Raw genomic sequence first — 22,820 nt, forward strand, 5'->3', positions numbered from 1 at the left:
CCTCCTCTTTTTTTCTAGTATACCATTCTTCTCAGGTTCTAGACTAGCAGTTGCCTAATTCCTTTAATTTCCGCTGATGGAATTCCACAAGCCGCCAAACAGTTCTTTCGTTCCTTCTTTGATCTTGCTGCCGAATTCCTTCATACCTTCTTTGGCGCTTTCGGCAAAGTCATCGATGGTTTTCTGCCAATCATTGCCATTTTGTGACGTACTGCTCTCAGGATCTGGTACTTCATCGGCTGCCATCAATTTTCCACCTGTCCAATAAGCGTCTGCAACTTGGAATTGGGTGCCTTGACTATAAGGCAGTAAGCTTTCGGCCTCTGCTTTGAATATTTTCCCAACGACTTGTCCGCTAGTTCCCGTTAAGTAATGATCTTCACTCACATGTTCAAATCCTAGCCAGGTTGAAAGAACCATATCAGGGGTATAGCCGACGATCCATTGGTCATTGACCTTAGAAGCATCAAAGTTGGTCTCTGTCGTACCCGTCTTACCGGCGATCGTAAAGCCGTACGGACTGGCACTAACACCCGTCCCGTTAGAAAAGGTGCCGAGCATCATGCTCGTCATTTTATCAGCGGTCTCTTTAGAAATCACCCGTTTGCCTTGCACAGACGTATTGTCAACGATCACGGCACCAGTTGAATCAACGATTTTGGTGATCAAATGCGGTTTGTAGTAATACCCGCCATTTGCGAAAACGCCATACGCTGCTGCCATCGTCATGGGTGATTCCCCTTTTTCCAAACCACCTAAGGCTAAGCCATAATATTTGTCGGATTCGGTCAAGGAAAGTCCAAACTCTTGTGCTTTGCTGTACCCACGATCTAAGCCGATCTCATGCAACAGCCAAACTGCTGGCAGATTCAGGCTTTGGGCGAGGGCTTGATACATGACTGCTTCGCCAGCATAGGTCCCATCAAAGTTTTGAGCATCATAAAAATCGAGGGGCTCGTCTTTCAGGATACTGTCGGGTTCAAACCCAGCTTCTAGGGCAGGGGCGAAGACGCTGATCGGTTTGATCGTGGAGCCTGGTGAACGTTTCATTTGCGTGGCAAAATTAAAGCCTCTAAAGACGTGCTCGCCACGACGACCCACCACCGCTTGCACCCCACCGGTATTCGGATCAAGTGCGACAGAGCCTGATTGCACCATCGTGCCATCAGCCGCATTTTCAGGGAACAAGGCATCGTTTTTATAGGCAGCTTCCATTTGCGCTTGGTAGTTTTGATCCAGTGCTGTATAGATCTTGTAGCCGCGATTCATGACATCATCGGCGTCCAACCCATAGGATTCGGCTTCATCGATGACCGCATCGAAATAATAAGGATACTTATAGCCAGATTCTGAATTGCCAAATCCATCATACAGTAAATTGGCTAAGGCAACTTGTGATTCTTGGTCAGCAACGGACTGGTCCAACTTGCCGTTATCCACCATCAAACTCAAGACGGTATCGCGACGGTTCGTGGCGTTTTCCAGATTGTCGATCGGGTTATAGATCGAAGGACCTTTGAGCATCCCCACCAACGTCGCAGCTTCTCCCACGCTTAGTTCAGAAGCATTGACACCGAAATATTTTAGCGAGGCATCTTGAATGCCCCAAACCCCGTTACCAAAATAGGAACTGTTCAAATACATTTCCAAAATCTCATCTTTAGAATATTTCTTCTCGATCTCGATCGCTAAGAAAAGCTCCTTGGCTTTTCGACTAAAGGTTTGATCCAAGGACAGATAGGCATTTTTGGCAAGCTGCTGGGTGATGGTACTTCCCCCACCGCCTTCGGCACTGCGGTTGACCAGCATGCGCAGGGCTGCTCGAGCGATCCCCTTGATATCAAACCCGTGGTGATTATAGAAGTTGCGGTCTTCGGTTGAGATCAAGGCGTTGACCACATCACTGGAAATGGCATCAAGAGAAACGTACGTGCCTTTTTGCGAGTACAACTGCCCTGCTTCATCGCCATTGGCATCAAAAATCACCGTCGATTCTTTCAGACCTGACTCTAATTCACTGACTTTCGTATTTTTGGCGATATAAAACAAATACCCGCTCATGATTAAGATAGCAACTAAACTAAGTAAAATAAAAATTTTATTTACGTGGTATTTTTTCCAAACCCGCTTGCGCCATTGATGAAATTGCTGCAAATACGGTTTTAACCAGCGCCAAAAGGTCAGCCAACCGGTCTTTATTTTGTGAAGGATGTGTTTCCAATCCATTACTTCACGCTCCTTTGGTTAAGTGTAGCATAAATGACTTTCTTTGTTATACGGCTCTAGACGTAATTTCATTCGAAAAGAATGCTTTATTATTCTAGCATTGAATGCTCTGTTTTTTATTGTTTTTTTTATAAGAAAAGCTTAAAGATGCTATAATAGTCGATAACGAACAGCAAAGAAAGGACGTTTTTATGGAATACACCATGACTTTACCCGAAAATCACCCGCCCATGCCGCTTCGCGAGTTGTTGGAACAAGAGTGGCTCGTCCCACGAAAAGTGCGCCATTTTCTGCGCACACGGAAAAATGTTACCGTCAATCAGCAGCCCGCGATGTTTCATCAAGAAGTTCGTGGCGGCGATCAAATCACTTTGATCATTGAAGACAGTGATTACAGCTATCAGCCGATCCAGTTAGGCCAAGCAGACAAAGTCGACGTACTTTTTGAAGATGAGCACTTATTGGTGCTGAACAAGCCTGCGGGGGTCAAGACGCACCCCAATCAGCCATTAGAAGCAGATACCCTATTGAATGATGCAGCTGCTTACCTTGCGCCGAAACAGCAGCAGCCTTATGTGGTCCATCGTCTAGACAAAGAAACCAGCGGTGTCGTTTTATTCGCAAAAAATCCTTTGGTGTTGCCGATCTTGGGTCGAATGTTGGAAAACAAACAGATTTTCCGCCGCTATCAAGCCACAGTTTGGGGCAAACTTACGCAAGATCAAACGATCGCCAAAAAAATCGGTCGTGACCGTCACGATCGTCGCAAGCGAATCATTGACCCCCGCAACGGTCAGTCAGCCGTCACCCATGTAACCATCGCCCACACCCAACAAAAGACGACCGATGTGTATTGTGTGTTAGATACGGGGAGGACCCACCAAATTCGCGTCCACCTTGCCAGTATCGGTCATCCAGTCGTCGGTGACCCGCTTTACCAAAACAAACCAGCGCCGCGTTTGCTGCTGCATGGCTATGAATTGCATCTGGAGCATCCCTTTACCAAAGAACAGTTAGTGATCATCGCTCAACCGGGCTTGTGGTAAACAAAAAAAGCATGACGACTTGAGGACCCCCTCTTGTCAGTCATGCTTTTTGGTTTCAGATGTTTTTTTCAATGTTTCTACTCGGTGCTTCGGCTTATAGCGGTAAGTAAGCTGCTGGATCAACGAAATCCGACCACAACGTCTTACTCAATCCAAAGTGCAAATGGACGCCAGTCGAGTTTCCAGTCGTCCCCATCGTACCTACTTGCTCGCCAACTGCAACGGTTGCCCCCTTCGAGACACTGACAGCTGTTAAGTGAAAATAATACGAGTAAAAGCCGTTATCATGAGCCAAAATCACGTAATTCCCCGTGCTTGGACCATAACCAGCATCTTCTACCTGACCATCCCGAGCGGCGACGATCTTCTCCCCCGCTTGACCTGTGAAGTCGATCCCGTCATGCTGCGTCCCAGAAAAACCAGTTGGGTCAGCTCGAGTGCCAAACCCGCTGGAGATCGACACGGCGCCCGTGATTGGCAGTGAAAATTCACTGGCTGCTGCTTTCTCTGCTGCTTCTTTGGCTTTTTGTTTTGCTTCTTCAGCGGCTTTTGCTTCTTTGTCCACTTTTTCTTGCAAGTCTTGTACTTGCGTTTGCGTTTGCTGCAGCTGCTCTTGTTGGCTCTGCAATTCTTCTTTTGCTGTTGCTAGTTGTTCTTTACTATGTACTAATTGGGCTTGCGTCAAGGTTTGGTACGAAGTGATTCGTTGCTGTTGGGCTTCTTTTTCCGCCAATTGTTGGTTCACTTCCCGTAAAGCCGCTTGTTGTTCACTAAACTTGCGTAGTTGTTGGATCGTGGCTTGTGGTCCGTCGACTACTGGGCTGCTTAGCGCTTGGCTTTCTTGATGCTGGGCTTTTTGGTCATTCAGAGCAGCGATCTGCGTTTGAACTTCCAGGCTTTCTTGTGCTAATTGGGTTAATTCTTCCTGATAATCCGCTAATTGACTTTCCAGCGCTGTGACTTTCTGTTGGCTAGTGGTGACTTCCTCTTCATACGTTGCAAGTTCTGCAGTCAAAACCGTCAGTTCCTCAGTGCTCTTCGTTTCAGCAGCATAACTGACAGCTGGCTGGAAAAGCGGCAACGTAAGGGCGAGCAATAAAAAAATCTTTTTCTTCAATGAGGCAACTCCTTCTTTTTTTTAGTAGCTTGGCTACTTTAACATGCTTATTCATGAAAAAAAAGAGGGTTTTTCCAACAGTTTAAAGTCTATTGTTGCAAATTTTCATGTAAATTACCTATAAAACGGGCTTTTTTTACAAATATTGCAGCCGAATAACAACTTTTATAAGAATTTCTTTAGCTCGCCTAATGGTCTTTCTTATCGATGAAAAAACGAATATTCTAACACCTGGAAAAGAAAAGGTTTTCAAAAGGTCGTGGGTATCGTAGAATGGGGAAAGAGATCACGTTGAAAGGAGAAAAATATGGATAGACCAACATTTTCTGTTAAATAATTCCACATTATTTAACAAGGAGAAACGACATGAAACTGATAACACTTAATGAATCTACTTTATCTGAGAATAAATTATTAAAACGATTGTTTATTGAATCAAAAGAACATTTTTTTAAAATAGAAGGACGCGAGCCTCTTGCTCCCTTAGTTGATATTAACAAAGTCATTCCCGAGATTCCCAAAGAAGCCTGCCACTGTTTGAGTATTTACTACTTTGAGCAACTGATCGGTTATTTATGGGTATTTGATGACTCTCCGACAAGTTTCTATATTCTGCATTTTTATATCAGTGAACAATATAGAAATTTAGGTTTTGGCAAACTTGCTCTTAGGGAACTTGAAAACAGCTACTACAATCAACAATTAAAAACAGCTGAATTGGTCGTATCTGGCGTAAACTTTGTTGGTCTAAAGTTCTGGCAATCAGTCGGTTTTGACAAAATCATCGATGTTTATAAGCCCGACGAAATTGGGTCGTTTTCAACAGAACTTGAACTACAAAAAAATTATTCATTTCATGAGAAGGATATTGTCCTTCTGCTGCCTTTTGAAAGAGTAAATAATTTATCGAGAAGTGAACTGATTCTTTCAGAAAAACAAACAGATGCTACTTTTGCATTATCCGTACCCGAGGCAATCAAAGAAGCGAGTAAAAATCTTACTATGATCTCATACTTGATTTGCTTAAATAACGAAGTGGTCGGTTATACTTCTCTTGCTTTCGATGAAACTGATTTAAAATCAGAGAATCGAAACTGGTTATGCCAGTATACTATTAAGAAAAGTGATCGAAGTAAAGGCTATGCTGCAAAAGTAATGCCTATAATCATCAATCACTTTCTCCATCGAGGAGTACCAGACATAACTTTGTCGATCAACGCCTCAAACGAACAAGCCAAAGAATTTTATCAAAAATTCGGTTTTGTTCATGTGGGACACCAAGGTGTAAACAAAATTTTGATGAAAAAAACACTATTTTAATAAAAGCCTCAAACTCTGCAATGAGTTTGAGGCTTTTAATCATTTAGTATCTCTATCAAAGCGTATACTTATCCTCGCTCTTGCAGCTTCGCCAATTCCTCAGACGTTAATTCCCGATACTCGCCTAATGCCAAATCATCTGGCAAGGACAGGCCTCCCATGCGAATCCGTTTCAAATAAACGACTTCTTTTCCTACTGCATGGACCATCCGTTTGACTTGATGAAACTTGCCTTCATGGAGGATCAGTTTGATCTCGCTGCGCATTTCGTCTTCATCGACGTTGAGGATCTGCAGCTCAGCCGGCAAAGTCCACTCGCCGTCTAATTTGATGCCTTTGGCAAAGATTTTTTGATCCTCCGCTGTCATGATTCCCTCAACTTGGGCATAATATTCTTTTTCCACATGCTTTTTAGGCGACAATAATTGATGCGCCAATCCGCCATCGTTCGTAATCAGCAAAAAGCCTTCGGTGTCTTTATCCAACCGTCCTACTGGAAACAGATCTTCGCGAAATGCTTCTTCAGAAAACAAATCTAAGACCGTCTCTTCATAGGAATCGACGGTTGCCGAAATCACGCCGGCGGGTTTATTCAGCAAATAATAAAACTGGCTTTGATAGGCGATGGGTTCCCCCTCAAAACAAACGGTATCTTGTGTTTCTTGTACTTGTGCTTTGTCACTTTTGATGACTTGTCCATTGACGGTCACGAGCCCTTTTTTGATCAACTGTTTCACTTCTTTGCGGGAGCCATAGCCCATATCCGCTAAAAATTTGTCTAAACGCATCGGTTTCTTCCTTTCATATAAAACAGCCGCCAAGGTCTCACAAAGGAGGCTCAGCGGCTGCTTCTAGTTTTATTTGATGTGTAATTTCTGGCGTAAACGAACCATTGATGAGCCGAGTAATTTTTCAGCTAAACGCAATTTCAGCGCAATGTAGATGTATACACTGCCGCCGACTCCTGCTACTAGCAAGCTCAAGATAAAGGCTTGGACTTTTCTTTCAGAGCTCAAGACAAGCCCAAAGAGTTGGCGAGCGATCAACGCTGCGATCACCATAATGATCGTCATCGCGCCAATCAATAATGTCCGTCGCAACGTTAAGTTTACATTGAAATGGCCTTTGCGAATCATTTTGCGAATATTTAACCAGCAGACGATCCCTAAGGCAATCGTGGTAGAAACCAATGGACCGTAGACTTGGAACAAACGAATCGCTGGATACTGCAAGATCACTTTCACCAGTAACCCTACAAAGAAGAAAACAACCGCTTCTTTGTTGTGGTACATCCCTTGCAGCATACTCGAACTAAGCATAAACAAGCCTAAGACCAGACCAGACAGACAGGCAGCGACTAAGACGCTCGCCCCTAACGCATCTGGACGATAAAACAAGGTGTATAGGGGATAAGACAGTACGATCATCCCAAAGGTCGCTGGAAACATTACAAAGGAATACAATTGCAAGTTGTTGCTGATCAATTTGGCTAAGTTCTTTTTGTCTTTTTTGGCGACTGCTTCACTGATCAAAGGCAGGCCCGTTGAAGCCATGGAAGTAGCTAATCCGATAACCACCATCGTCAACTTATCAGGATTGCTGCCGAAAATCGCCATTAGTTCTAAGAGCTGATCATTTGAAAATTCGGTAAAACTGCTCATCATTCGAACAAAGGTGTACTGATCCACCAATTTTAAAATCGTGATCCCTGAGCCTACGATAATAAAAGGGATCGCTTCTTTGATGGTCGCTAAAACCAACTCTTTGGTTTGCAGCACCGTTTCTTCTTTGCTCATATCGACTAAAACATCCATCCGCACCCGCTGCTTTTGGAAGTAATAGCCTAATACCAAAATGCTGGCTAAGACACCGATAAAGGCGGCAAAGGTCGATTGCGTCACGGCTGCCGTGTATTCGCCTTCGATGACCCGCATAATGATGAAGGTCGCTAAAAGCATATAACAGACACGAGCGATTTGTTCAACGACTTGCGAGATCGCAAAAGGTTTCATGTCTTGGTTTCCTTGGAAATACCCTCGCATGACACTCATACAAGGAAAAACCAATAAAGCAATACTCAATGAGCGCATTGCAGGAATCAATTCTGCGCCTCCGCCTGAAGCCGTTGCCAACCATGGGGCTGCCAAATACATGATTCCAGCGGTCACCACGCCAAAACCTGCCATCAATTGAAACGCTCGTAAAAAGAGCTTCTGGCTCGTGCGGTATTCTTGGCGAGAATTGTAAAAAGAAATCTGTTTGGCAATTGCTGAAGGGATCCCCGCAGTGGAGATCATTAAAAATAAGGCGTAAACATTATAGCCCATTCCAAACAACGCATTTGCTTTATCCGCATTTGCGCCCATCCAATAATACCAGGGTAAAATGTAAATAGCGCCAAGCAAGCGTGAGCCGATATTTCCCATCGTCATCCAAGCAGATCCTTGAGCCATTTTTTCTTGTGTAGTTAATTCTTTTGACACTGAACGCATGTGTTTATCCATCGCCATTATCTCCAACTTTCTACAAACATATCCCTTCCATTTTAATTCGAAAAAGGGTTGGTCGCAATCTATTTTTGCAACATCTTAAAGTTTCTTCAAAATAAGGAGAAAAAAAAGAAAACTTTTCCCTCCCAAACGGCGGTTTTTAGGAGTTATGCTATAATAAGAGAAATCTTTAGAGGAATGAAGGAGAACAACGATGCAAAAGGAACTCATTACCGTGCCACAGATCCGCAAGCTCTTATTGCAGGAAAACCTATTGAAAGAAATCATCACCCCCACTGATTGGGTTTATACCGTGCCGCAAGAAATGACTGATCTTGCCTTTACCTCATTAAGCTACGACTCGCGAACAGCCGATGCGGCGACGCTTTTTTTCTGTAAAGGGGCTTCTTTTAAAGAAAGCTACCTGGCTGCCGCCATTGACCAAGGGATTCAGTGCTACATTTCAGAAACGCCCTATGACAACTTTGGAACTTATGGAATCATCGTCACCGACATTCGAGAAACGATGGCAGTGATCGCTCAAGCGTTTTATGGTAACCCGCAAGAACAGCTGGTGACCATCGGCATCACGGGAACAAAAGGCAAAACCAGCTGCGCCTATTTTGCTCGGGCGATTTTAGCAGAATCGACGGGTCAAAAAGTAGCATTCTTTTCATCTGAGGAAAACTCAGTCGACGGAAAAACCTTTAATGAAGCAGTGTTGACGACCCCCGAAACACTGGATCTTTATAAGATGATGGCCGAGGCTGTCGCAAACGGCATGACCCATCTTGTGATGGAGGTTTCTTCCCAAGCCTATAAAACCAAACGGGTCGCCGGTATTACCTTTGATATTGGCGCGTTCTTGAATATTTCGCCTGATCACATTGGACCAGTGGAACATCCAACTTATGACGATTACCTTTACTGCAAACGAGAACTGATCCGCAACAGCAAACAGATGATTTTAAATCGCCAAAGCGATCACTACCACTTGCTGCGAGAAACTTGTGAAGTCCATCAAGTTCCTTATATTACCTACGGACGTTCAGACGCCGATTATGTCGTCCAAGAAGGGACAGATCTAAAAGGCTTTGCGCTGTCAGCTGCTTCTGATGTCTTGCAAGTCTCTGGTGAATATCAACTGGGGATCTTAGGTTCTTTCAACCATGAGAACGCTGCAGCTGCGATTTTAGCTGCCTGCTTAGCGGATGCCTCTCGTGAAGACGCTCAGAAAGTCCTGCCGACAGTGATCATCCCTGGACGAATGATCGTTTTAGAAAAAGAAAATGGCGCAGTCATGATCGTTGACTATGCCCACAATTACCTTAGCTTCCAATCATTAAGTGAACTTGCCCGCCAATTGCGCCCAGAAGGCCGCCTGCTTTTTGTCACTGGCAGTGCTGGCGGCAAAGCCCAATCTCGCCGAGCAGATATGGGACGAGCGCTAGGAGAATATGCGGACAAAGTCTACCTGACCAGCGATGATCCTGATTTTGAAGAAGCAGCTGCGATCGCAAAAGAAATCGCAGCTGCGATCACCAATCCTGAAGTTGCCATCATTCATGAGATGGATCGGGCTCAAGCCGTCAAATCGGCGATTGCTGAAGCAGACAGTAAGGATATCGTGATTATTGCGGGCAAAGGTGCCGAACAATACTTGAAAGTCGCTGGAAAAAAAGTCCCTTACATCGGTGACTTGACCTTAGCGCAGCAGCAAGCCAAACACCAATAGCAACAAGTTGCCTCAACAAAAAAACTTTCAGATGATTTAACAGATCATCTGAAAGCTTTTTTTCTGCGTGACTAAGGTTGTTCGTCTTCGTAAGTCTCATAGACATAGGGTGCGCCATCATAACGGAATTCTGTTGAAATGGCGGCGTCAAGGTCTTCGGTAAACATTCGTTTGCTGAAAGGAAACAAAAAGACTTGCCCTTCTTTGGCATCTTCGGCTGCTAAACGATAAAACAGCTCTTCTTCTGTTAATTGTTGATTCAACTGTTCTAAGACATCGGCAGTGACTGCCTCTTCCTCATAGCCAGGTTTGGCAATCCGTGAATAATCTTCAAAAAAAGCCGACTGGCCTTCAAATGATTGATACTCCATGTAAGTCCCCTCTTTCTTTTCTCTTACTTTATTATACGAGAGTCCGTGAGGATCAGCGAATAATATGATCGGTCTACAGGGGAATTTTTACTCTTCTGGTGCTTAAATATGTCAGAAACATTTCAAGTGTATTACGAATCAATTATTTGACAAAATCAGATTGAACACGCATCCAAATTTTGTATAATGATACATAGAGACTATAAAAGGGGCAAATGTAATGAACAACGCAAAGAAAAAAATTTTCGTCGGTACTGGTGCTGCAATTGGTTTTGTCGCAATCGTTGCTATGATGGCTCAGTTCATGATTTCCAATCATCTATTTGGCGGAAGTGATGCTTCATCAGAAATTTTCACTCGCGCTACGTATCCAAACGGCTTTCTACTAGTGATCTTGATTCCATTGGTCGCAACAGCCGCTTTGTTCTATGGGATCATTCGCAAAAAATAACAAAAAAGTGTTGCTGAGAACTACTCAGTAACACTTTTTTTCTTTGTCGTCACCAAAAAGCTGCCTAACAGACCCTCGATCTGCTAGGCAGCTATTTTTTAGCGTTTAGTTTGCAACGATATTGACCAATTTGTTCGGTACGACGATCACTTTACGAATCGTTTTTCCTTGGAGCTGTTCTTGGACAAGTTCGTTTTCTTGCGCCAATTGTTCAAGCACTGCTTTTTCGGCATCCGCTGGCACCATTGCTTTAGCCCGAACTTTGCCGTTGACTTGAAAGACGACTTCGATCTCATCTTCCACTAGGGCACTTTCGTCATAGGTTGGCCAAGGCACATAAGAGATCCCATGGTCATTTCCGAGGATCGACCAGAGCTCTTCACCGATATGTGGTGCGATTGGAGCCAATAGCTGCACAAATCCTTCGACATATTCGTAAGGCAAGGCATCGGCTTTGTACGCTTCATTGACAAAGACCATCAATTGGGAAATCGCCGTATTGAAGTGCAGCTGCTCAAAATCTTCCGTCACTTTCTTAACGGTTTGATGGTAAACTTTCGACAATTTGCCATCGTTGAATGTCGTGATGCGGTCACGCATTTTGCCATTTTCATCGACGATCAAGCGCCACACACGATCCAAGAATTTACGACTGCCTTCAAGGCCATTCTCATTCCAAGCGATCGATGCATCCAATGGTCCCATAAACATTTCATATAGACGCAAAGTATCCGCACCGTATTGATTGATGACATCATCTGGATTGACGACGTTGCCACGGGATTTCGACATTTTTTCATTGTTTTCCCCAAGGATCATCCCTTGGTTGAACAATTTTTCAAATGGTTCTTTCGTTGGCACGACACCGATATCATACAAGAATTTATGCCAGAAGCGAGCATAAAGCAAGTGCAAGACAGCGTGCTCTGCGCCACCGATATAAATATCGACTGGCATCCAGCGTTTCAATTTGTCGTAGTCTGCCAAAACAGACTTATTATGAGGATCGATAAAGCGCAAGAAATACCATGAACTTCCAGCCCATTGCGGCATCGTATTGGTTTCACGACGTCCTTTTTTTCCAGTTTCAGGGTCGGTGACATTGACCCAATCTGTGACATTGGCTAATGGCGATTCACCAGTACCGCTTGGTTTGATATTGTCGGTTTTTGGCAAACGCAACGGCAGCTGATCTTCAGGAAGCGTCGTAGTCGTACCATCTTCCCAATGGATGATTGGGATTGGCTCTCCCCAATACCGTTGGCGAGAGAACAACCAATCGCGAAGACGATAGCTGACTTCTTTTTTCCCAACGTGGTTTTCTTCCAACCATGCGACCATTTTTTCGATGGCTGTCTCTTTGTCTAGCCCATCCAAAAAGTCTGAATTGATATGCAGTCCATCTTCGGTATAGGCAGATTCTTCCACGTTGCCCCCTGCCAATACAGGAATGATCTCTAAGCCAAATGTTTTGGCAAATTCGTGGTCACGTTCGTCATGGGCAGGAACCGCCATGATCGCACCTGTTCCATAAGAAGCCAAAACATAATCGGCGATCCAAATCGGGATCTCTTTACCATTCACGGGATTGATGGCATAGGCACCTGTGAATACACCAGTTTTTTCTTTGGCCAAATCTGTTCGGTTCAAATCAGATTTTTTCGACGCTTCTTCTACATAGGCATCAATGGCTGCTTTTTGTTCTGGTGTAGTGATTTGGGCCACTAGCTCATGTTCTGGTGCCAATACGGCGTAGGTCGCACCAAACAAGGTATCTGGGCGAGTCGTAAAGACGGTAAAGTCTTTTTCCATCCCTGCCACTTTAAACGTAACGTTGGCTCCGACCGAACGTCCGATCCAATTGCGTTGCATTTCTTTGATGCTTTCTGGCCAATCAACTTCTTCTAAATCGTCCAACAAACGATCAGCATACGCTGTGATTTTCAGCATCCATTGGCGCATCGGTTTGCGGATCACATCGTAGCCGCCCCGTTCGCTTTTGCCGTCAATGACTTCTTCATTGGCGATCACGGTCCCAAGCTCTGGTACCCAGTTTACTGGAACTTCGGCTTCATAAGCTAACCCTTTTTCATAAAGCTTGGTAAAGATCCATTGCGTCCACTTGTAGTACTCGGGATCTGTCGTATTGATTTCACGATTCCAGTCATAGCTGAATCCTAGCGCATTGATTTGACGGCGGAAGGTCTCAATATTTTTCTTCGTGAATTCCGCTGGATCATTTCCAGTGTCTAGTGCATATTGTTCGGCAGGCAGACCAAAGGCATCCCAGCCCATTGGGTGCAGTACATTGTACCCTTGGCTGCGTTTGAAGCGGCTCAAGATATCCGTAGCTGTATAGCCTTCTGGATGTCCGACATGTAATCCTTGTCCAGATGGATATGGGAACATATCTAGCGCATAAAATTTTGGTTTGTCCGGCTCATCATGGGTGTTGAATTCATTTTTCTTTGCCCAATATTTTTGCCATTTTTTTTCGATTTCTTTGTGATTGTAATTCACGATGGACTCCTCCTAAAAAATTGGTGTTTTGCTCGTCAAATCAACCAGCAAAACTTAAAAAAAGTCCTATAAAAATCGCTATGATTTTTATAGGACGTTATCAACGTGGTACCACCTAAGTTTATCTGCTCCTCAAAAAAGCAGACCTCGATGTTTTAACGGCCATCGCCGTATCTGCCTAGCCAAATCAGGTTCAGTCAGATATCACTCGAAGACGAGTTCGAAAGGTGTGCTGTGCATTTCCACCAACCATGCACTCTCTAAAAGTCCCACCGTACTTCTACTATTCCTTCTCAAACGTGAAAGTTTCTTTGCACTTATCCTAACAAAAATCATTAGGAATAGCAATCTATTTTACCCTAACTGTTTGTCCTGGGTAAATAAAGTTATTTTGAATATTGTTCCATTGGATAAATTGATCCGTCGTGATGCCGAACTTATCTGCGATCCCCCAAACAGAATCCCCCGATGCGACCTTGTACGTACCATTTGTCGCTGAAGTGCTGGTAGTAGCTGCCGTGCCGCCTTGCTTGACGACCACCTTTTGTCCTGGATAGATAAAATCATTTTTGATGTTGTTCCAGCTGCGGAATTGGTCCATCGAAATCCCGTGTTTATTGGCAACTGACCAGACTGAATCACCAGAAGCCACCGTATAGGTGTTGCCTGCAGCACTGCTGCTGGTTTGGCTGCTGACGGTCGTGCTCGTCGTTGTACTTGTACGGGTAGAACTACCGCTGACAACCACCTTTTGACCTGGATAAACATAGTCGTTTTTAATATTGTTCAAGCTGCGGAACTGATCCATCGAGATGCCATGCTTGTTAGCGATCGACCAGACTGAATCGCCAGCTGCTACCGTGTAGGTGCCGCCACTGCTTTGGCTAGCCGTTGATGCTGTGCTGACGGTCGTAGTACTGCTGGTATTCGTAGACGAACCACCGCTAACGACAACTTTTTGCCCTGGATAGACAAAATCATTTTTGATGTTGTTCAAACTGCGAAATTGATCCATCGAAATGCCATGCTTATTGGCGATCGACCAAACGGAATCGCCAGAAACTACGGTGTAGGTATTGCCTGATGTAGTTGCTGAAGCATTGCGATTGACGATCGATACCGCTGAAGTTGCCGAAGTACTTTGGGCGCTGCCGTTGACTTTCAAGGTTTGTCCTGGATAAACAAAATCGTTTTTGATATTGTTCAAACTGCGCAGCTGATCCATGGAGATGCCATGTTTGTTGGCGATCGACCAGACCGAGTCCCCCGAAGCGACTGTATAGGTTTGACTGCCGCTCATGCTGACAGCTGATGTCGTGGTCGTCGTACTCGTTGAAGCACTGGCTGTGGCGCCACCACCGGCATTGCCAGAAGCTGGCGTGTCATATTTCGTCAACCCAAATTGCTGGATCACGGCATTCAGTGAAGAGGCATAGTTTGGTGCAGTCGCATAACGGCCTGCTAGCCATGCGGTTGCATCAAGATATGAAGTCGTATTGCTTTTCCAAGCGCCAGAATAATACGCGACACCGCTTTGTAAAGAAGTTGAGCGTAAAGTACGTGCGTTATCTTCAAATGATTGCGTGTAAGATGGGTAACGCTTAAAGGGTTCATTCATAGTCAACCATTGGTTGTTCAAATATTCTAAGGTACTCATATAAACGGTTTGACCGTTATAGCTGCCTTTGATTCCGAAAAGATTGTAATTCGGTGCTTTTGATAAGCTGCTTCGGCCCCAACCACTTTCTAAAATGGCTTGCGCGATCATCACAGAAGCATATAGATCGTTGGCGTTTGCCACAGGTTGGGCGTACGTAGCGATTTCAGCAATAAACGCGGAAGTATTCGGCGCGGCAAAATTGCTAGTAGAAACTTGGGCAATCGAGGTCTCTACGGCTTCTGCTTGAACCGATGACACCAATGGAGCTACAACAGAGCAAGCAGTCAGTGTTGTTCCTAAAACAACTGCACTTTTTTTGATCACTCGATACTTATCGCCCGATTGGTCTGCTTGACGATGTACTTTTCTTGATTGACTCGTGTTCATGTCCGTTATTCCTCCGTTTTTTCCTTATAGTGAACGTAGGTTTAGTATACAATTTCTTAAGAATTTATAAAAGGTATTTGAGCCGATTTCAGAAACTGTAAACTCTTTGTAATCAAACGAACATTTATTGCAATGAAGCAATTGGCCTGCTCCCGATAAACGTATCGCTTGCTCAGACGAGTAACCCCTTGCTCGTTCCCTGCTTTTTCCGACTTGTGATAAATGCTATAATACCTTCTAGATGTCTCTTTGACTTAATGACAATAATTGACAGAAATTCTCTAGAAACGAGGCTTATCCATGCATAAAAAACTTTATTTTCAATTTGCAGGCAGTTGCTTTTTACTGCTGTTCGTTTTTCTCGGCTATGTCGTGAAATTTTACCCTACTTGGTTGGTCTCCTTTGACGAAACCTTGACTCGCATCATCCGCAGCGGCTACCCGTTTTGGACACCGTTTTTTCTATGGGTCACAAAATTTGCGAATCCTACCACGATCATCTTGCTCTTTCTCGCTGTTTTAGCTGTCTTAGTGATCAACAAGTATTATGCTGAAGCTCTATGGCTCAGTATTGGTACCATCGGGATTGCTGGGCTCTTTAATCCATTGATCAAACTGGTCTTTTTACGGGAGCGCCCAACTCTTGAACACTTAGTCACGGAATCAAGTTTCAGTTTCCCCAGTGGACACTCAACGGGCAGTATGATTTTTTATGGAACCTTGCTCTTCTTGGTCCCAGTTTTCTTTAAGCAGCCTTTTGGGCAATGGGGCATCCGCCTTTTGCTGGGCCTTTTGATTGGCTGCATCGGCATCAGCCGTATTTATGTTGGTGTGCATTTTCCCAGCGATGTGTTAGGTGGTTTTTGTGTTGGCCTGTCTTGGCTGCTGTTGACCTATCCTTACTACTTGCAAAAACGCTTTGTCTGGCGCTTCACGCGTAAACAATTATAAAAGAAGGTAAAAAAATGAATCCATTTCCTTATGCAGAAGATAAAAACAAACGATACCATTCGTGGAACTTTGCTTTGCGGCAAGAATTTGGCGAAAAAATCTTTAAAGTCCCCATCGATGCGGGCTTCGACTGCCCCAATCGTGACGGCACCGTTGCCAAAGGCGGCTGTACATTTTGCAGTGTGTCCGGTTCTGGCGATATGATCGTAGCTCCTGAAGCCCCACTGCCAGAGCAGTTTGAAAAAGAGATCGCCATGATGCACAAAAAGTGGCCGCAAGTGGACAAATACATTGTCTATTTTCAAAATTTTACGAACACCCACGCACCGGTGGCAGTGATCCGCGAGCGCTTCGAGCAAGTGCTGACACTACCTGGTGTTGTTGGAATCTCCATTGGGACCCGACCAGACTGCTTACCAGAAGATGTCGTTGACTATCTAGCAGAGCTCAATCAACGCTTTTATTTATGGGTCGAATTAGGACTGCAAACGACGTTTGAAACCACGAGCAATGCCATCAACCGCGCCCATGATTACCAAACTTACTTAGACGGCGTCGCCAGCCTGCGCAAACACAATATTCGTGTCTGTACCCATTTGATCAATGGCCTGCCAGGCGAGACGATCGAGATGATGCAAGAAAATGTCCGCCGCACCATTCAAGATTCTGATATCCAAGGCATCAAACTGCACCTGCTGCATTTGATGCGCAATACTCGGATGCTGCGGGATTATCATGAAGGACGTTTGCAATTGATGCGGCGCGATACCTATGTGTCATTGATCTGCGATCAGTTAGAAATGATCCCCCCAGAGATCATCATTCATCGCTTGACAGGCGATGCACCATGGGATTCTCTGGTAGGTCCAATGTGGAGTTTGAAAAAATGGGAAGTCTTGAATGAGATCGATCAAGAAATGCTGCGCCGCAACTCCTATCAAGGAAAATTCAACGTGCGAAAGGAGCCTGTCAATGCTGCCGACCGCCATGCGCTATAGCCACACCCTTTTAAAAGAAGTTCTACAACCGGGACAAACCGCCGTTGATGCCACGATGGGCAACGGCTTTGACACGGAATTACTGGCTTCCTTAGTTGGCCCAACTGGTCAGGTGTTTGCGTTTGATATTCAAGAACAAGCCCTGCAAGCTACCAAAAAGCGGTTGGCTGAAAAAGAGCTGTTGGCGCAAGTCCAGCTGATCCATCAAGGCCATGAGACGTTGGCAGATGTTGTGAGTGGTCCGGTTCACGCCGCCATTTTCAATTTAGGCTACTTGCCGAAAGGGGACAAAGCGATCATCACGCTGCCTGATACAACGAAAACGGCTTTAGAAGCTTTACTGACACGTTTAGCCCCGAAAGGTAGAATCATCCTCGTCTGCTATTATGGACACGCTGGCGGCGAAGCAGAGCTGAAAGAAGTCCACTCCTTTTGTCAGCAGCTGCCGCAAGAGGCATTCAATGTCCTTTCCTATCAATTTATCAATCAGCGCAACCAGCCGCCGATCTTATTTTGTATCGAACGAAAAAACCATCAGTCCTCGGCACGTTAAGGTGTCGATCGACTGATGTTTTTTTTATTCACTAAAAAGCCATTGCAGGACTCGTTGGATCCATTGATCCCAGAAATTCCAATCATGATCCCCAGTTCCCGATTCAAACGTTACGGCTAGTTTGCGTTTTTGCAGCTTATCCACCGCATATTCACTTGCCGGATACAGCTGATCCTCGGTTCCGCAGCTAATAAAAAAGCGCGGCGCTGTGCTTGGATCGATGGTCTCAATCAGATGGATCAAATCATTTTCTGACCCTTTGAATTGCTCTAATGGTCCAAAAATTCCTTCCCAATAAGCTTGGCTTCGCAGCTGCAGCAAGGAATCCATGCTTTCAGCCAGCGCTAATGCCCCAGACAAAGACGCTACCGCCGCAAACTGGTCAGGCTTTCTCAGCCCGAGTTTTACTGCCCCGTAGCCTCCCATCGAAAGCCCAGCCGCAAAAGTTTTTTCTCGTTTTTGCGTCAGCTGAGGAAACAGCTCATGGCAAATCTGTGGTAATTCTTCGGCGATAAAAGTCCAATACTTCATCTCATAGGTCGTATCGGTATACCACCCCAGATCAGTAGACGGCATGATGACCGCTAGTTGATACTCTGCGGCATACCGCTCGATCGACGTCCGTCGCTGCCAGACACTATGATTTCCGTTCATCCCATGCAATAAATAAAGCACCGGGAGATCTGTGCCCGTCGATTGGCTTTGCGTGCCGATTTTTTTCTTGGTACTTTGAGGCAAGATCACATCGATCATTACCTCCATTTCAAGAACATTTGAATAGATATTTGCTTGTAAAAAAGCCATACAATCACCTGCGATCCTTTTTTTATATTGTACCAGATTCTCGCGAAATCGTGCGGGTCAAACCAATCGCTAGCACAATAAGTAAAACACCGATCCCAAAAACCCAGTGTAGACCGCTATAAAGAATCTCCCGTAATTGCCCTAATAATGCGGTTGGCAGCTGGCGCGCAGCGGCTGGATCTACTAGCTGATTCATAACACTGCTATCATTGACTTGTGCCTGTGCTAAGCCTACGCTATTACTGGTGTTTAAAACGATACCGAAGACCGCTACCATGATGGTTTGCCCGATCGTTCGCAACAGAGTATTGAAAGAAGTCGCCACGCCGACTTGTGTGGGGCCAACGCTGGTTTGGGCAGTAACCGTACAAACCACCATCGTTGCCCCTAACCCGACGCCAGTAATAGAAGAAATGACCAAGAACAACCAGAATGAGGTCTGTGCCGGTGTCAAAAACAGCCACAAAGCACCGGTAGCCGTGATCAACAAGCTAACCGTCAAGACCCAGCTGACACTGTGCTGTGTCAACCAACGGCTGGCTAAGAAGGAACCAATCATCCATAAAATCGATAACGGTGCCAACACAAGCCCGCCAATCCCCGCACTCATGCCTAAGACCCCTTGCATCCACATTGGGATATAAACATCGATCCCCATCAAGAAGCCGCTAGCCAAAGCTGCTACGATATTGACCACCACAAATAATTTTGAATGAAACAGCTTCAGATCAATAATCGGATCTGCTGCTTTTTTCTCCACCCGAACGAAGCCGATGAACATAAGGACAGAAAAAACGAACAGACTGAGGACAGGCAGACTCACACCATAATCTCCCAGCAACTGGAAGCCTAGCAGGAGCCCTACTAGCGTCAACATCAACAAGAGACTGCCTGCATAATCAATGTTGACTGCAGCAAAGGCCTTTTTTTCTTCATGAAAATAAAACCAAATCAAGGCAATCAGCCCTAATCCAATGGGTACGTTGATAAAAAAGATCCAATGCCACCCGATCGTATCTACGATCAAGCCACCGGCTAAGGGACCAACGACACTGGCGATCCCCCAAGCCGTACTATTGAGCCCTAAGACTTTCGCCCGCTTTTCAACGGGATACAGGTCCGCAATGATCGTTAGGGCAACGGGCATCATGGCCCCTGCGCCTAGTCCTTGCAACGCTCTGGCAATGATCAACGTCAACATCGTGTTGGCCATCCCACAAAACGCCGACCCGATAATAAACAGCAACGTCCCAAATAAAAAGACTGGTTTGCGGCCGATATTATCGGCAAACTTGCCGTAGATCGGGGTCAACATCGCACTGGTCAAAAGATAGATTGAGAAGACCCAGTTCATGATCTCGATCCCTTTCAATGAACTGACGATGGTAGGCATCGCTGTCGTAATGATCGTTCCTTCGATTGCGGTCATAAACGTTGCGACAAAGACCGCAATGGTGACTAATTTTACATTGGTTCGCATATAACTCCTCCTTTTACTCCAAAAAAAAGAACCTCTATTGATAGTCATCAATAGAGGTCGCCTCTTTTAATCCTTCACACTTGCCAAAAGTGCCGACACCTTGTCGGTGCGTTCCCATGGCAAATCGATATCTGTACGACCGAAATGTCCGTAAGCGGCAGTCTGACGATAAATCGGACGGCGCAAATCTAACATTTCAATAATTCCTGCTGGTCGCAAATCAAAGTTTTCCCGTACCGCTTGGATCAAGCGCTCGTTGCTGACGGTTCCTGTACCAAAAGTGTTGATGCTGATCGAAACGGGCTGTGCCACACCGATCGCATAGGCTAATTGTACTTCCACTTTTTTGGCTAGCTTTGCTGCTACGATGTTTTTGGCAATGTAGCGAGCCGCATAGCTGGCTGAACGGTCAACTTTGGTTGCATCTTTTCCAGAAAACGCACCGCCGCCATGACGTGCATAGCCGCCATAAGTATCAACGATGATTTTTCTGCCAGTCAAACCGGCATCCCCTTGAGGACCGCCGATCACAAAACGACCAGTAGGATTGATATAATATTTTGTCTGCTCGTCTAAAAGATCGGCAGGGATCACTTCTTTGATCACTTTTTCGATGACATCACGGTGGATCGTTTCATTATCAGCCGCATCATCATGCTGGGTACTAATAACGACGGTGTCCACTCTTTGTGGTTGATCGTTATCATCATATTCAACGGTTACTTGTGATTTTGCATCTGGACGCAAGTAGCTTAGTTCGTTGTTTTTACGCAACTCTGCTAAGCGACGTACCAGCCGATGGCTCAACGCGATCGGTAAAGGCATCAATTCAGGTGTTTCATCAACGGCAAAACCAAACATCAAGCCTTGGTCGCCGGCACCGATATCTTCTTTATCCGTTTCTCCACGACTTTCTAAAGCATCGTCAACGCCTTGAGCGATATCTGGTGATTGCTCATCGATCGCTACCAAAACAGCAACCGTATCGCCGTCAAAGCCGAATTTTGCTCGTGTATAGCCGATTTCTTTGATGGTTTCTCGGACGACTTTTTGAATATCTACATAAGCAGAAGTAGAAATTTCTCCAAAGACTAAAACCAATCCGGTAGTAACTGACGTTTCGCAAGCGACCCGTGCCATTGGATCTTCGGCAAGCAACGCATCTAAGATGGCATCACTGATTTGGTCGGCTACTTTGTCTGGGTGTCCTTCTGAAACGGACTCTGATGTAAATAAGTGTTTCTCTGTCATTTTTGTATTCCCCCTAATATATGTTTCGGTTACAAGGCATCTTCGCAGCTGCGAATCCTTTCGGGAACTTGCAACGGACTGATTATAACAAATTTTGACTGCTCATGCTTGAAAAAATGATAAAAAGATCATTTTTGGGCAATAAAAAAACACTCTCAAGAGTGTTTGCATGATCCGTACGGGATTCGAACCCGTGTTACCGCCGTGAAAGGGCGGTGTCTTAACCGCTTGACCAACGGACCAGTTTAAAAATGTAATGGGCCTAAATGGACTCGAACCATCGACCTCACGCTTATCAGGCGTGCGCTCTAACCAGCTGAGCTATAGGCCCCAAATAAAAAATGCAAAGCGGGTGACGAGAATCGAACTCGCGACAACAGCTTGGAAGGCTGTAGTTTTACCACTAAACTACACCCGCATTCCTATGGCGCGGGACAGAATCGAACTGCCGACACATGGAGCTTCAATCCATTGCTCTACCAACTGAGCTACCGAGCCAAAAACAACGGTCTGGACGGGACTCGAACCCGCGACCTCCTGCGTGACAGGCAGGCATTCTAACCAACTGAACTACCAAACCAGAAGCTTTGTATTGCTGCTTTGCCGTTAAACAAAGCAATTGCGGGAGCAGGATTTGAACCTACGACCTTCGGGTTATGAGCCCGACGAGCTACCAGACTGCTCCATCCCGCGATAAGTAATTACTTTACAGTAATTAAAGGACTGTGATTCTTTTGCTCGCAACAAAAGAGACAGTTAAGGAGGATAAGGGATTCGAACCCTTGCACGGTTTTACCCGCCTGACGGTTTTCAAGACCGTTCCCTTCAGCCGGACTTGGGTAATCCTCCAAAAGTAAAAAATGATCCGTACGGGATTCGAACCCGTGTTACCGCCGTGAAAGGGCGGTGTCTTAACCACTTGACCAACGGACCAATAAAAAACGGAGAAGGAGGGATTTGAACCCTCGCGCCGGTTTCCCGACCTACACCCTTAGCAGGGGCGCCTCTTCAGCCACTTGAGTACTTCCCCAAATGTATGACTACATTTTGATGGGCCTAAATGGACTCGAACCATCGACCTCACGCTTATCAGGCGTGCGCTCTAACCAGCTGAGCTATAGGCCCCAAAAAATAAAAGCTAAAGCGGGTGACGAGAATCGAACTCGCGACAACAGCTTGGAAGGCTGTGGTTTTACCACTAAACTACACCCGCATGGCGGTCTGGACGGGACTCGAACCCGCGACCTCCTGCGTGACAGGCAGGCATTCTAACCAACTGAACTACCAAACCATATTTAGCTTTTATTGCGCTTTTGAAAACAAAAGCAATTGCGGGAGCAGGATTTGAACCTACGACCTTCGGGTTATGAGCCCGACGAGCTACCAGACTGCTCCATCCCGCGATAAGTAATTACTTTACAGTAATTAAAAGACTGTGATTCTTTTGCTCGCAACAAAAGA

17 protein-coding genes, 13 tRNA genes, 1 riboswitch and 1 other annotated feature are annotated in these 22,820 nt (G+C 45.3%); of the genes, 7 read left to right on the forward strand and 23 right to left on the reverse strand.

Going from position 1 to position 22,820, the window contains the following annotated elements:
- Positions 1-63 precede the first annotated feature (63 nt).
- The gene (locus IGI69_RS15135) at positions 64-2,226 is read right to left on the reverse strand and encodes a PBP1A family penicillin-binding protein (RefSeq protein WP_005227705.1); all 2,163 of its coding nucleotides are present in this window, start codon (positions 2,224-2,226) and stop codon (positions 64-66) included.
- 191 nt (positions 2,227-2,417) lie between these two features.
- On the opposite strand from IGI69_RS15135, the gene IGI69_RS15140 reads away from it, so the two are divergent.
- A complete protein-coding gene (locus IGI69_RS15140; protein ID WP_413135328.1) occupies positions 2,418-3,272 on the forward strand; it encodes an RluA family pseudouridine synthase in 855 nt (284 codons plus the stop codon).
- A gap of 94 nt (positions 3,273-3,366) precedes the next feature.
- Here the strand turns inward: IGI69_RS15140 and IGI69_RS15145 are convergent, their stop codons facing one another.
- Positions 3,367-4,389 carry a peptidoglycan DD-metalloendopeptidase family protein gene (locus tag IGI69_RS15145; RefSeq protein WP_438741352.1) on the reverse strand — a complete coding sequence of 341 codons (1,023 nt, stop codon included), beginning with the start codon at positions 4,387-4,389 and terminating at the stop codon, positions 3,367-3,369.
- A gap of 366 nt (positions 4,390-4,755) precedes the next feature.
- Here IGI69_RS15145 and IGI69_RS15150 point away from each other — a divergent pair, with 366 nt between their 5' ends.
- Positions 4,756-5,709, forward strand: coding sequence for a GNAT family N-acetyltransferase (locus IGI69_RS15150; protein WP_438741354.1), 954 nt, complete (start codon positions 4,756-4,758; stop codon positions 5,707-5,709).
- Between the two features lie 68 nt (positions 5,710-5,777).
- Here the strand turns inward: IGI69_RS15150 and IGI69_RS15155 are convergent, their stop codons facing one another.
- A complete protein-coding gene (locus tag IGI69_RS15155) occupies positions 5,778-6,497 on the reverse strand; it encodes a pseudouridine synthase (RefSeq protein WP_118215432.1) in 720 nt (239 codons plus the stop codon).
- Between the two features lie 69 nt (positions 6,498-6,566).
- Entirely contained in the window at positions 6,567-8,213 is a 1,647-nt protein-coding gene (locus IGI69_RS15160; RefSeq protein WP_015510492.1) for a putative polysaccharide biosynthesis protein, read from the reverse strand.
- Between the two features lie 199 nt (positions 8,214-8,412).
- On the opposite strand from IGI69_RS15160, the gene murE reads away from it, so the two are divergent.
- Entirely contained in the window at positions 8,413-9,933 is a 1,521-nt protein-coding gene (murE, locus tag IGI69_RS15165) for a UDP-N-acetylmuramyl-tripeptide synthetase (RefSeq protein ID WP_438741357.1), read from the forward strand.
- A 71-nt stretch (positions 9,934-10,004) separates the two neighbouring features.
- On the opposite strand, the gene IGI69_RS15170 is transcribed toward murE, so the two are convergent.
- On the reverse strand, positions 10,005-10,304 hold the full coding sequence (locus IGI69_RS15170) for a DUF5960 family protein (protein WP_118215435.1): 300 nt from the start codon (positions 10,302-10,304) through the stop codon (positions 10,005-10,007).
- A gap of 220 nt (positions 10,305-10,524) precedes the next feature.
- Here IGI69_RS15170 and IGI69_RS15175 point away from each other — a divergent pair, with 220 nt between their 5' ends.
- The gene (locus IGI69_RS15175; RefSeq protein ID WP_005227680.1) at positions 10,525-10,755 is read left to right on the forward strand and encodes a hypothetical protein; all 231 of its coding nucleotides are present in this window, start codon (positions 10,525-10,527) and stop codon (positions 10,753-10,755) included.
- Between the two features lie 105 nt (positions 10,756-10,860).
- On the opposite strand, the gene leuS is transcribed toward IGI69_RS15175, so the two are convergent.
- Both leuS and IGI69_RS15185 read right to left on the reverse strand, forming a co-directional pair.
- Entirely contained in the window at positions 10,861-13,275 is a 2,415-nt protein-coding gene (gene leuS / locus IGI69_RS15180; RefSeq protein ID WP_010749009.1) for a leucine--tRNA ligase, read from the reverse strand.
- Positions 13,276-13,362: 87 nt separating this feature from the next.
- Positions 13,363-13,582: a binding site (T-box leader), on the reverse strand.
- A 42-nt stretch (positions 13,583-13,624) separates the two neighbouring features.
- The gene (locus tag IGI69_RS15185) at positions 13,625-15,322 is read right to left on the reverse strand and encodes a LysM peptidoglycan-binding domain-containing protein (RefSeq protein WP_016609944.1); all 1,698 of its coding nucleotides are present in this window, start codon (positions 15,320-15,322) and stop codon (positions 13,625-13,627) included.
- 300 nt (positions 15,323-15,622) lie between these two features.
- Here IGI69_RS15185 and IGI69_RS15190 point away from each other — a divergent pair, with 300 nt between their 5' ends.
- From IGI69_RS15190 to IGI69_RS15200, 3 genes are read left to right on the forward strand one after another with little or no spacing between them, the layout of a single operon-like run.
- A complete protein-coding gene (locus IGI69_RS15190) occupies positions 15,623-16,273 on the forward strand; it encodes a phosphatase PAP2 family protein (RefSeq protein WP_438741360.1) in 651 nt (216 codons plus the stop codon).
- A gap of 14 nt (positions 16,274-16,287) precedes the next feature.
- Positions 16,288-17,271 carry a TIGR01212 family radical SAM protein gene (locus tag IGI69_RS15195; protein ID WP_010749006.1) on the forward strand — a complete coding sequence of 328 codons (984 nt, stop codon included), beginning with the start codon at positions 16,288-16,290 and terminating at the stop codon, positions 17,269-17,271.
- Positions 17,246-17,824: a tRNA (mnm(5)s(2)U34)-methyltransferase gene (locus IGI69_RS15200; protein ID WP_034857576.1), complete on the forward strand. Its 579-nt coding sequence runs from the start codon at positions 17,246-17,248 to the stop codon at positions 17,822-17,824. The genes IGI69_RS15195 and IGI69_RS15200 overlap by 26 nt, the downstream gene beginning before the upstream one ends.
- 24 nt (positions 17,825-17,848) lie before the next feature.
- Here the strand turns inward: IGI69_RS15200 and IGI69_RS15205 are convergent, their stop codons facing one another.
- From IGI69_RS15205 to IGI69_RS15280, 16 genes are all read right to left on the reverse strand, one after another.
- Entirely contained in the window at positions 17,849-18,628 is a 780-nt protein-coding gene (locus IGI69_RS15205) for an alpha/beta hydrolase (protein WP_005227672.1), read from the reverse strand.
- A 22-nt stretch (positions 18,629-18,650) separates the two neighbouring features.
- On the reverse strand, positions 18,651-20,108 hold the full coding sequence (locus IGI69_RS15210) for an MDR family MFS transporter (protein ID WP_016609940.1): 1,458 nt from the start codon (positions 20,106-20,108) through the stop codon (positions 18,651-18,653).
- Positions 20,109-20,174: 66 nt separating this feature from the next.
- Entirely contained in the window at positions 20,175-21,359 is a 1,185-nt protein-coding gene (gene metK / locus IGI69_RS15215; protein WP_115232893.1) for a methionine adenosyltransferase, read from the reverse strand.
- A riboswitch (SMK box riboswitch) is annotated at positions 21,357-21,438 on the reverse strand. It overlaps the preceding gene by 3 nt.
- 91 nt (positions 21,439-21,529) lie before the next feature.
- Positions 21,530-21,601, reverse strand: a tRNA-Glu gene (locus IGI69_RS15220).
- Between the two features lie 15 nt (positions 21,602-21,616).
- Positions 21,617-21,690, reverse strand: a tRNA-Ile gene (locus IGI69_RS15225).
- A gap of 16 nt (positions 21,691-21,706) precedes the next feature.
- Positions 21,707-21,777, reverse strand: a tRNA-Gly gene (locus IGI69_RS15230).
- Between the two features lie 7 nt (positions 21,778-21,784).
- Positions 21,785-21,857 (reverse strand) — tRNA-Phe (locus tag IGI69_RS15235).
- An 8-nt stretch (positions 21,858-21,865) separates the two neighbouring features.
- Positions 21,866-21,939: transfer RNA gene (locus IGI69_RS15240), tRNA-Asp, on the reverse strand.
- A gap of 39 nt (positions 21,940-21,978) precedes the next feature.
- Positions 21,979-22,052, reverse strand: a tRNA-Met gene (locus tag IGI69_RS15245).
- Positions 22,053-22,118: 66 nt separating this feature from the next.
- A tRNA-Ser gene (locus IGI69_RS15250) sits at positions 22,119-22,208 on the reverse strand.
- Between the two features lie 12 nt (positions 22,209-22,220).
- Positions 22,221-22,292 (reverse strand) — tRNA-Glu (locus IGI69_RS15255).
- 9 nt (positions 22,293-22,301) lie between these two features.
- Positions 22,302-22,389, reverse strand: a tRNA-Ser gene (locus tag IGI69_RS15260).
- Positions 22,390-22,410: 21 nt separating this feature from the next.
- Positions 22,411-22,484: transfer RNA gene (locus tag IGI69_RS15265), tRNA-Ile, on the reverse strand.
- A 17-nt stretch (positions 22,485-22,501) separates the two neighbouring features.
- Positions 22,502-22,572 (reverse strand) — tRNA-Gly (locus IGI69_RS15270).
- Position 22,573: 1 nt separating this feature from the next.
- Positions 22,574-22,650, reverse strand: a tRNA-Asp gene (locus tag IGI69_RS15275).
- 38 nt (positions 22,651-22,688) lie between these two features.
- Positions 22,689-22,762: transfer RNA gene (locus IGI69_RS15280), tRNA-Met, on the reverse strand.
- Positions 22,763-22,820 lie beyond the last annotated feature (58 nt).

The sequence above is a fragment of the Enterococcus sp. DIV1083b genome (assembly GCF_051713705.1).
Lineage (GTDB): Bacteria > Bacillota > Bacilli > Lactobacillales > Enterococcaceae > Enterococcus_D > Enterococcus_D casseliflavus.

Bases quoted from the DNA above. Each gene is read 5' to 3' on its own strand.
- IGI69_RS15170 (WP_118215435.1), bottom strand. From the start codon at position 10,304: ATGGAGTATCAATCATTTGAAGGCCAGTCGGCTTTTTTTGAAGATTAT.
- IGI69_RS15160 (WP_015510492.1), bottom strand. From the start codon at position 8,213: ATGGATAAACACATGCGTTCAGTGTCAAAAGAATTAACTACACAAGAA.
- IGI69_RS15135 (WP_005227705.1), bottom strand. From the start codon at position 2,226: ATGGATTGGAAACACATCCTTCACAAAATAAAGACCGGTTGGCTGACC.
- IGI69_RS15185 (WP_016609944.1), bottom strand. From the start codon at position 15,322: ATGAACACGAGTCAATCAAGAAAAGTACATCGTCAAGCAGACCAATCG.
- IGI69_RS15190 (WP_438741360.1), top strand. From the start codon at position 15,623: ATGCATAAAAAACTTTATTTTCAATTTGCAGGCAGTTGCTTTTTACTG.
- metK (WP_115232893.1), bottom strand. From the start codon at position 21,359: ATGACAGAGAAACACTTATTTACATCAGAGTCCGTTTCAGAAGGACAC.
- IGI69_RS15200 (WP_034857576.1), top strand. From the start codon at position 17,246: ATGCTGCCGACCGCCATGCGCTATAGCCACACCCTTTTAAAAGAAGTT.
- IGI69_RS15210 (WP_016609940.1), bottom strand. From the start codon at position 20,108: ATGCGAACCAATGTAAAATTAGTCACCATTGCGGTCTTTGTCGCAACG.
- IGI69_RS15140 (WP_413135328.1), top strand. From the start codon at position 2,418: ATGGAATACACCATGACTTTACCCGAAAATCACCCGCCCATGCCGCTT.
- IGI69_RS15155 (WP_118215432.1), bottom strand. From the start codon at position 6,497: ATGCGTTTAGACAAATTTTTAGCGGATATGGGCTATGGCTCCCGCAAA.
- IGI69_RS15205 (WP_005227672.1), bottom strand. From the start codon at position 18,628: ATGGCTTTTTTACAAGCAAATATCTATTCAAATGTTCTTGAAATGGAG.
- IGI69_RS15195 (WP_010749006.1), top strand. From the start codon at position 16,288: ATGAATCCATTTCCTTATGCAGAAGATAAAAACAAACGATACCATTCG.
- IGI69_RS15175 (WP_005227680.1), top strand. From the start codon at position 10,525: ATGAACAACGCAAAGAAAAAAATTTTCGTCGGTACTGGTGCTGCAATT.
- murE (WP_438741357.1), top strand. From the start codon at position 8,413: ATGCAAAAGGAACTCATTACCGTGCCACAGATCCGCAAGCTCTTATTG.
- IGI69_RS15150 (WP_438741354.1), top strand. From the start codon at position 4,756: ATGAAACTGATAACACTTAATGAATCTACTTTATCTGAGAATAAATTA.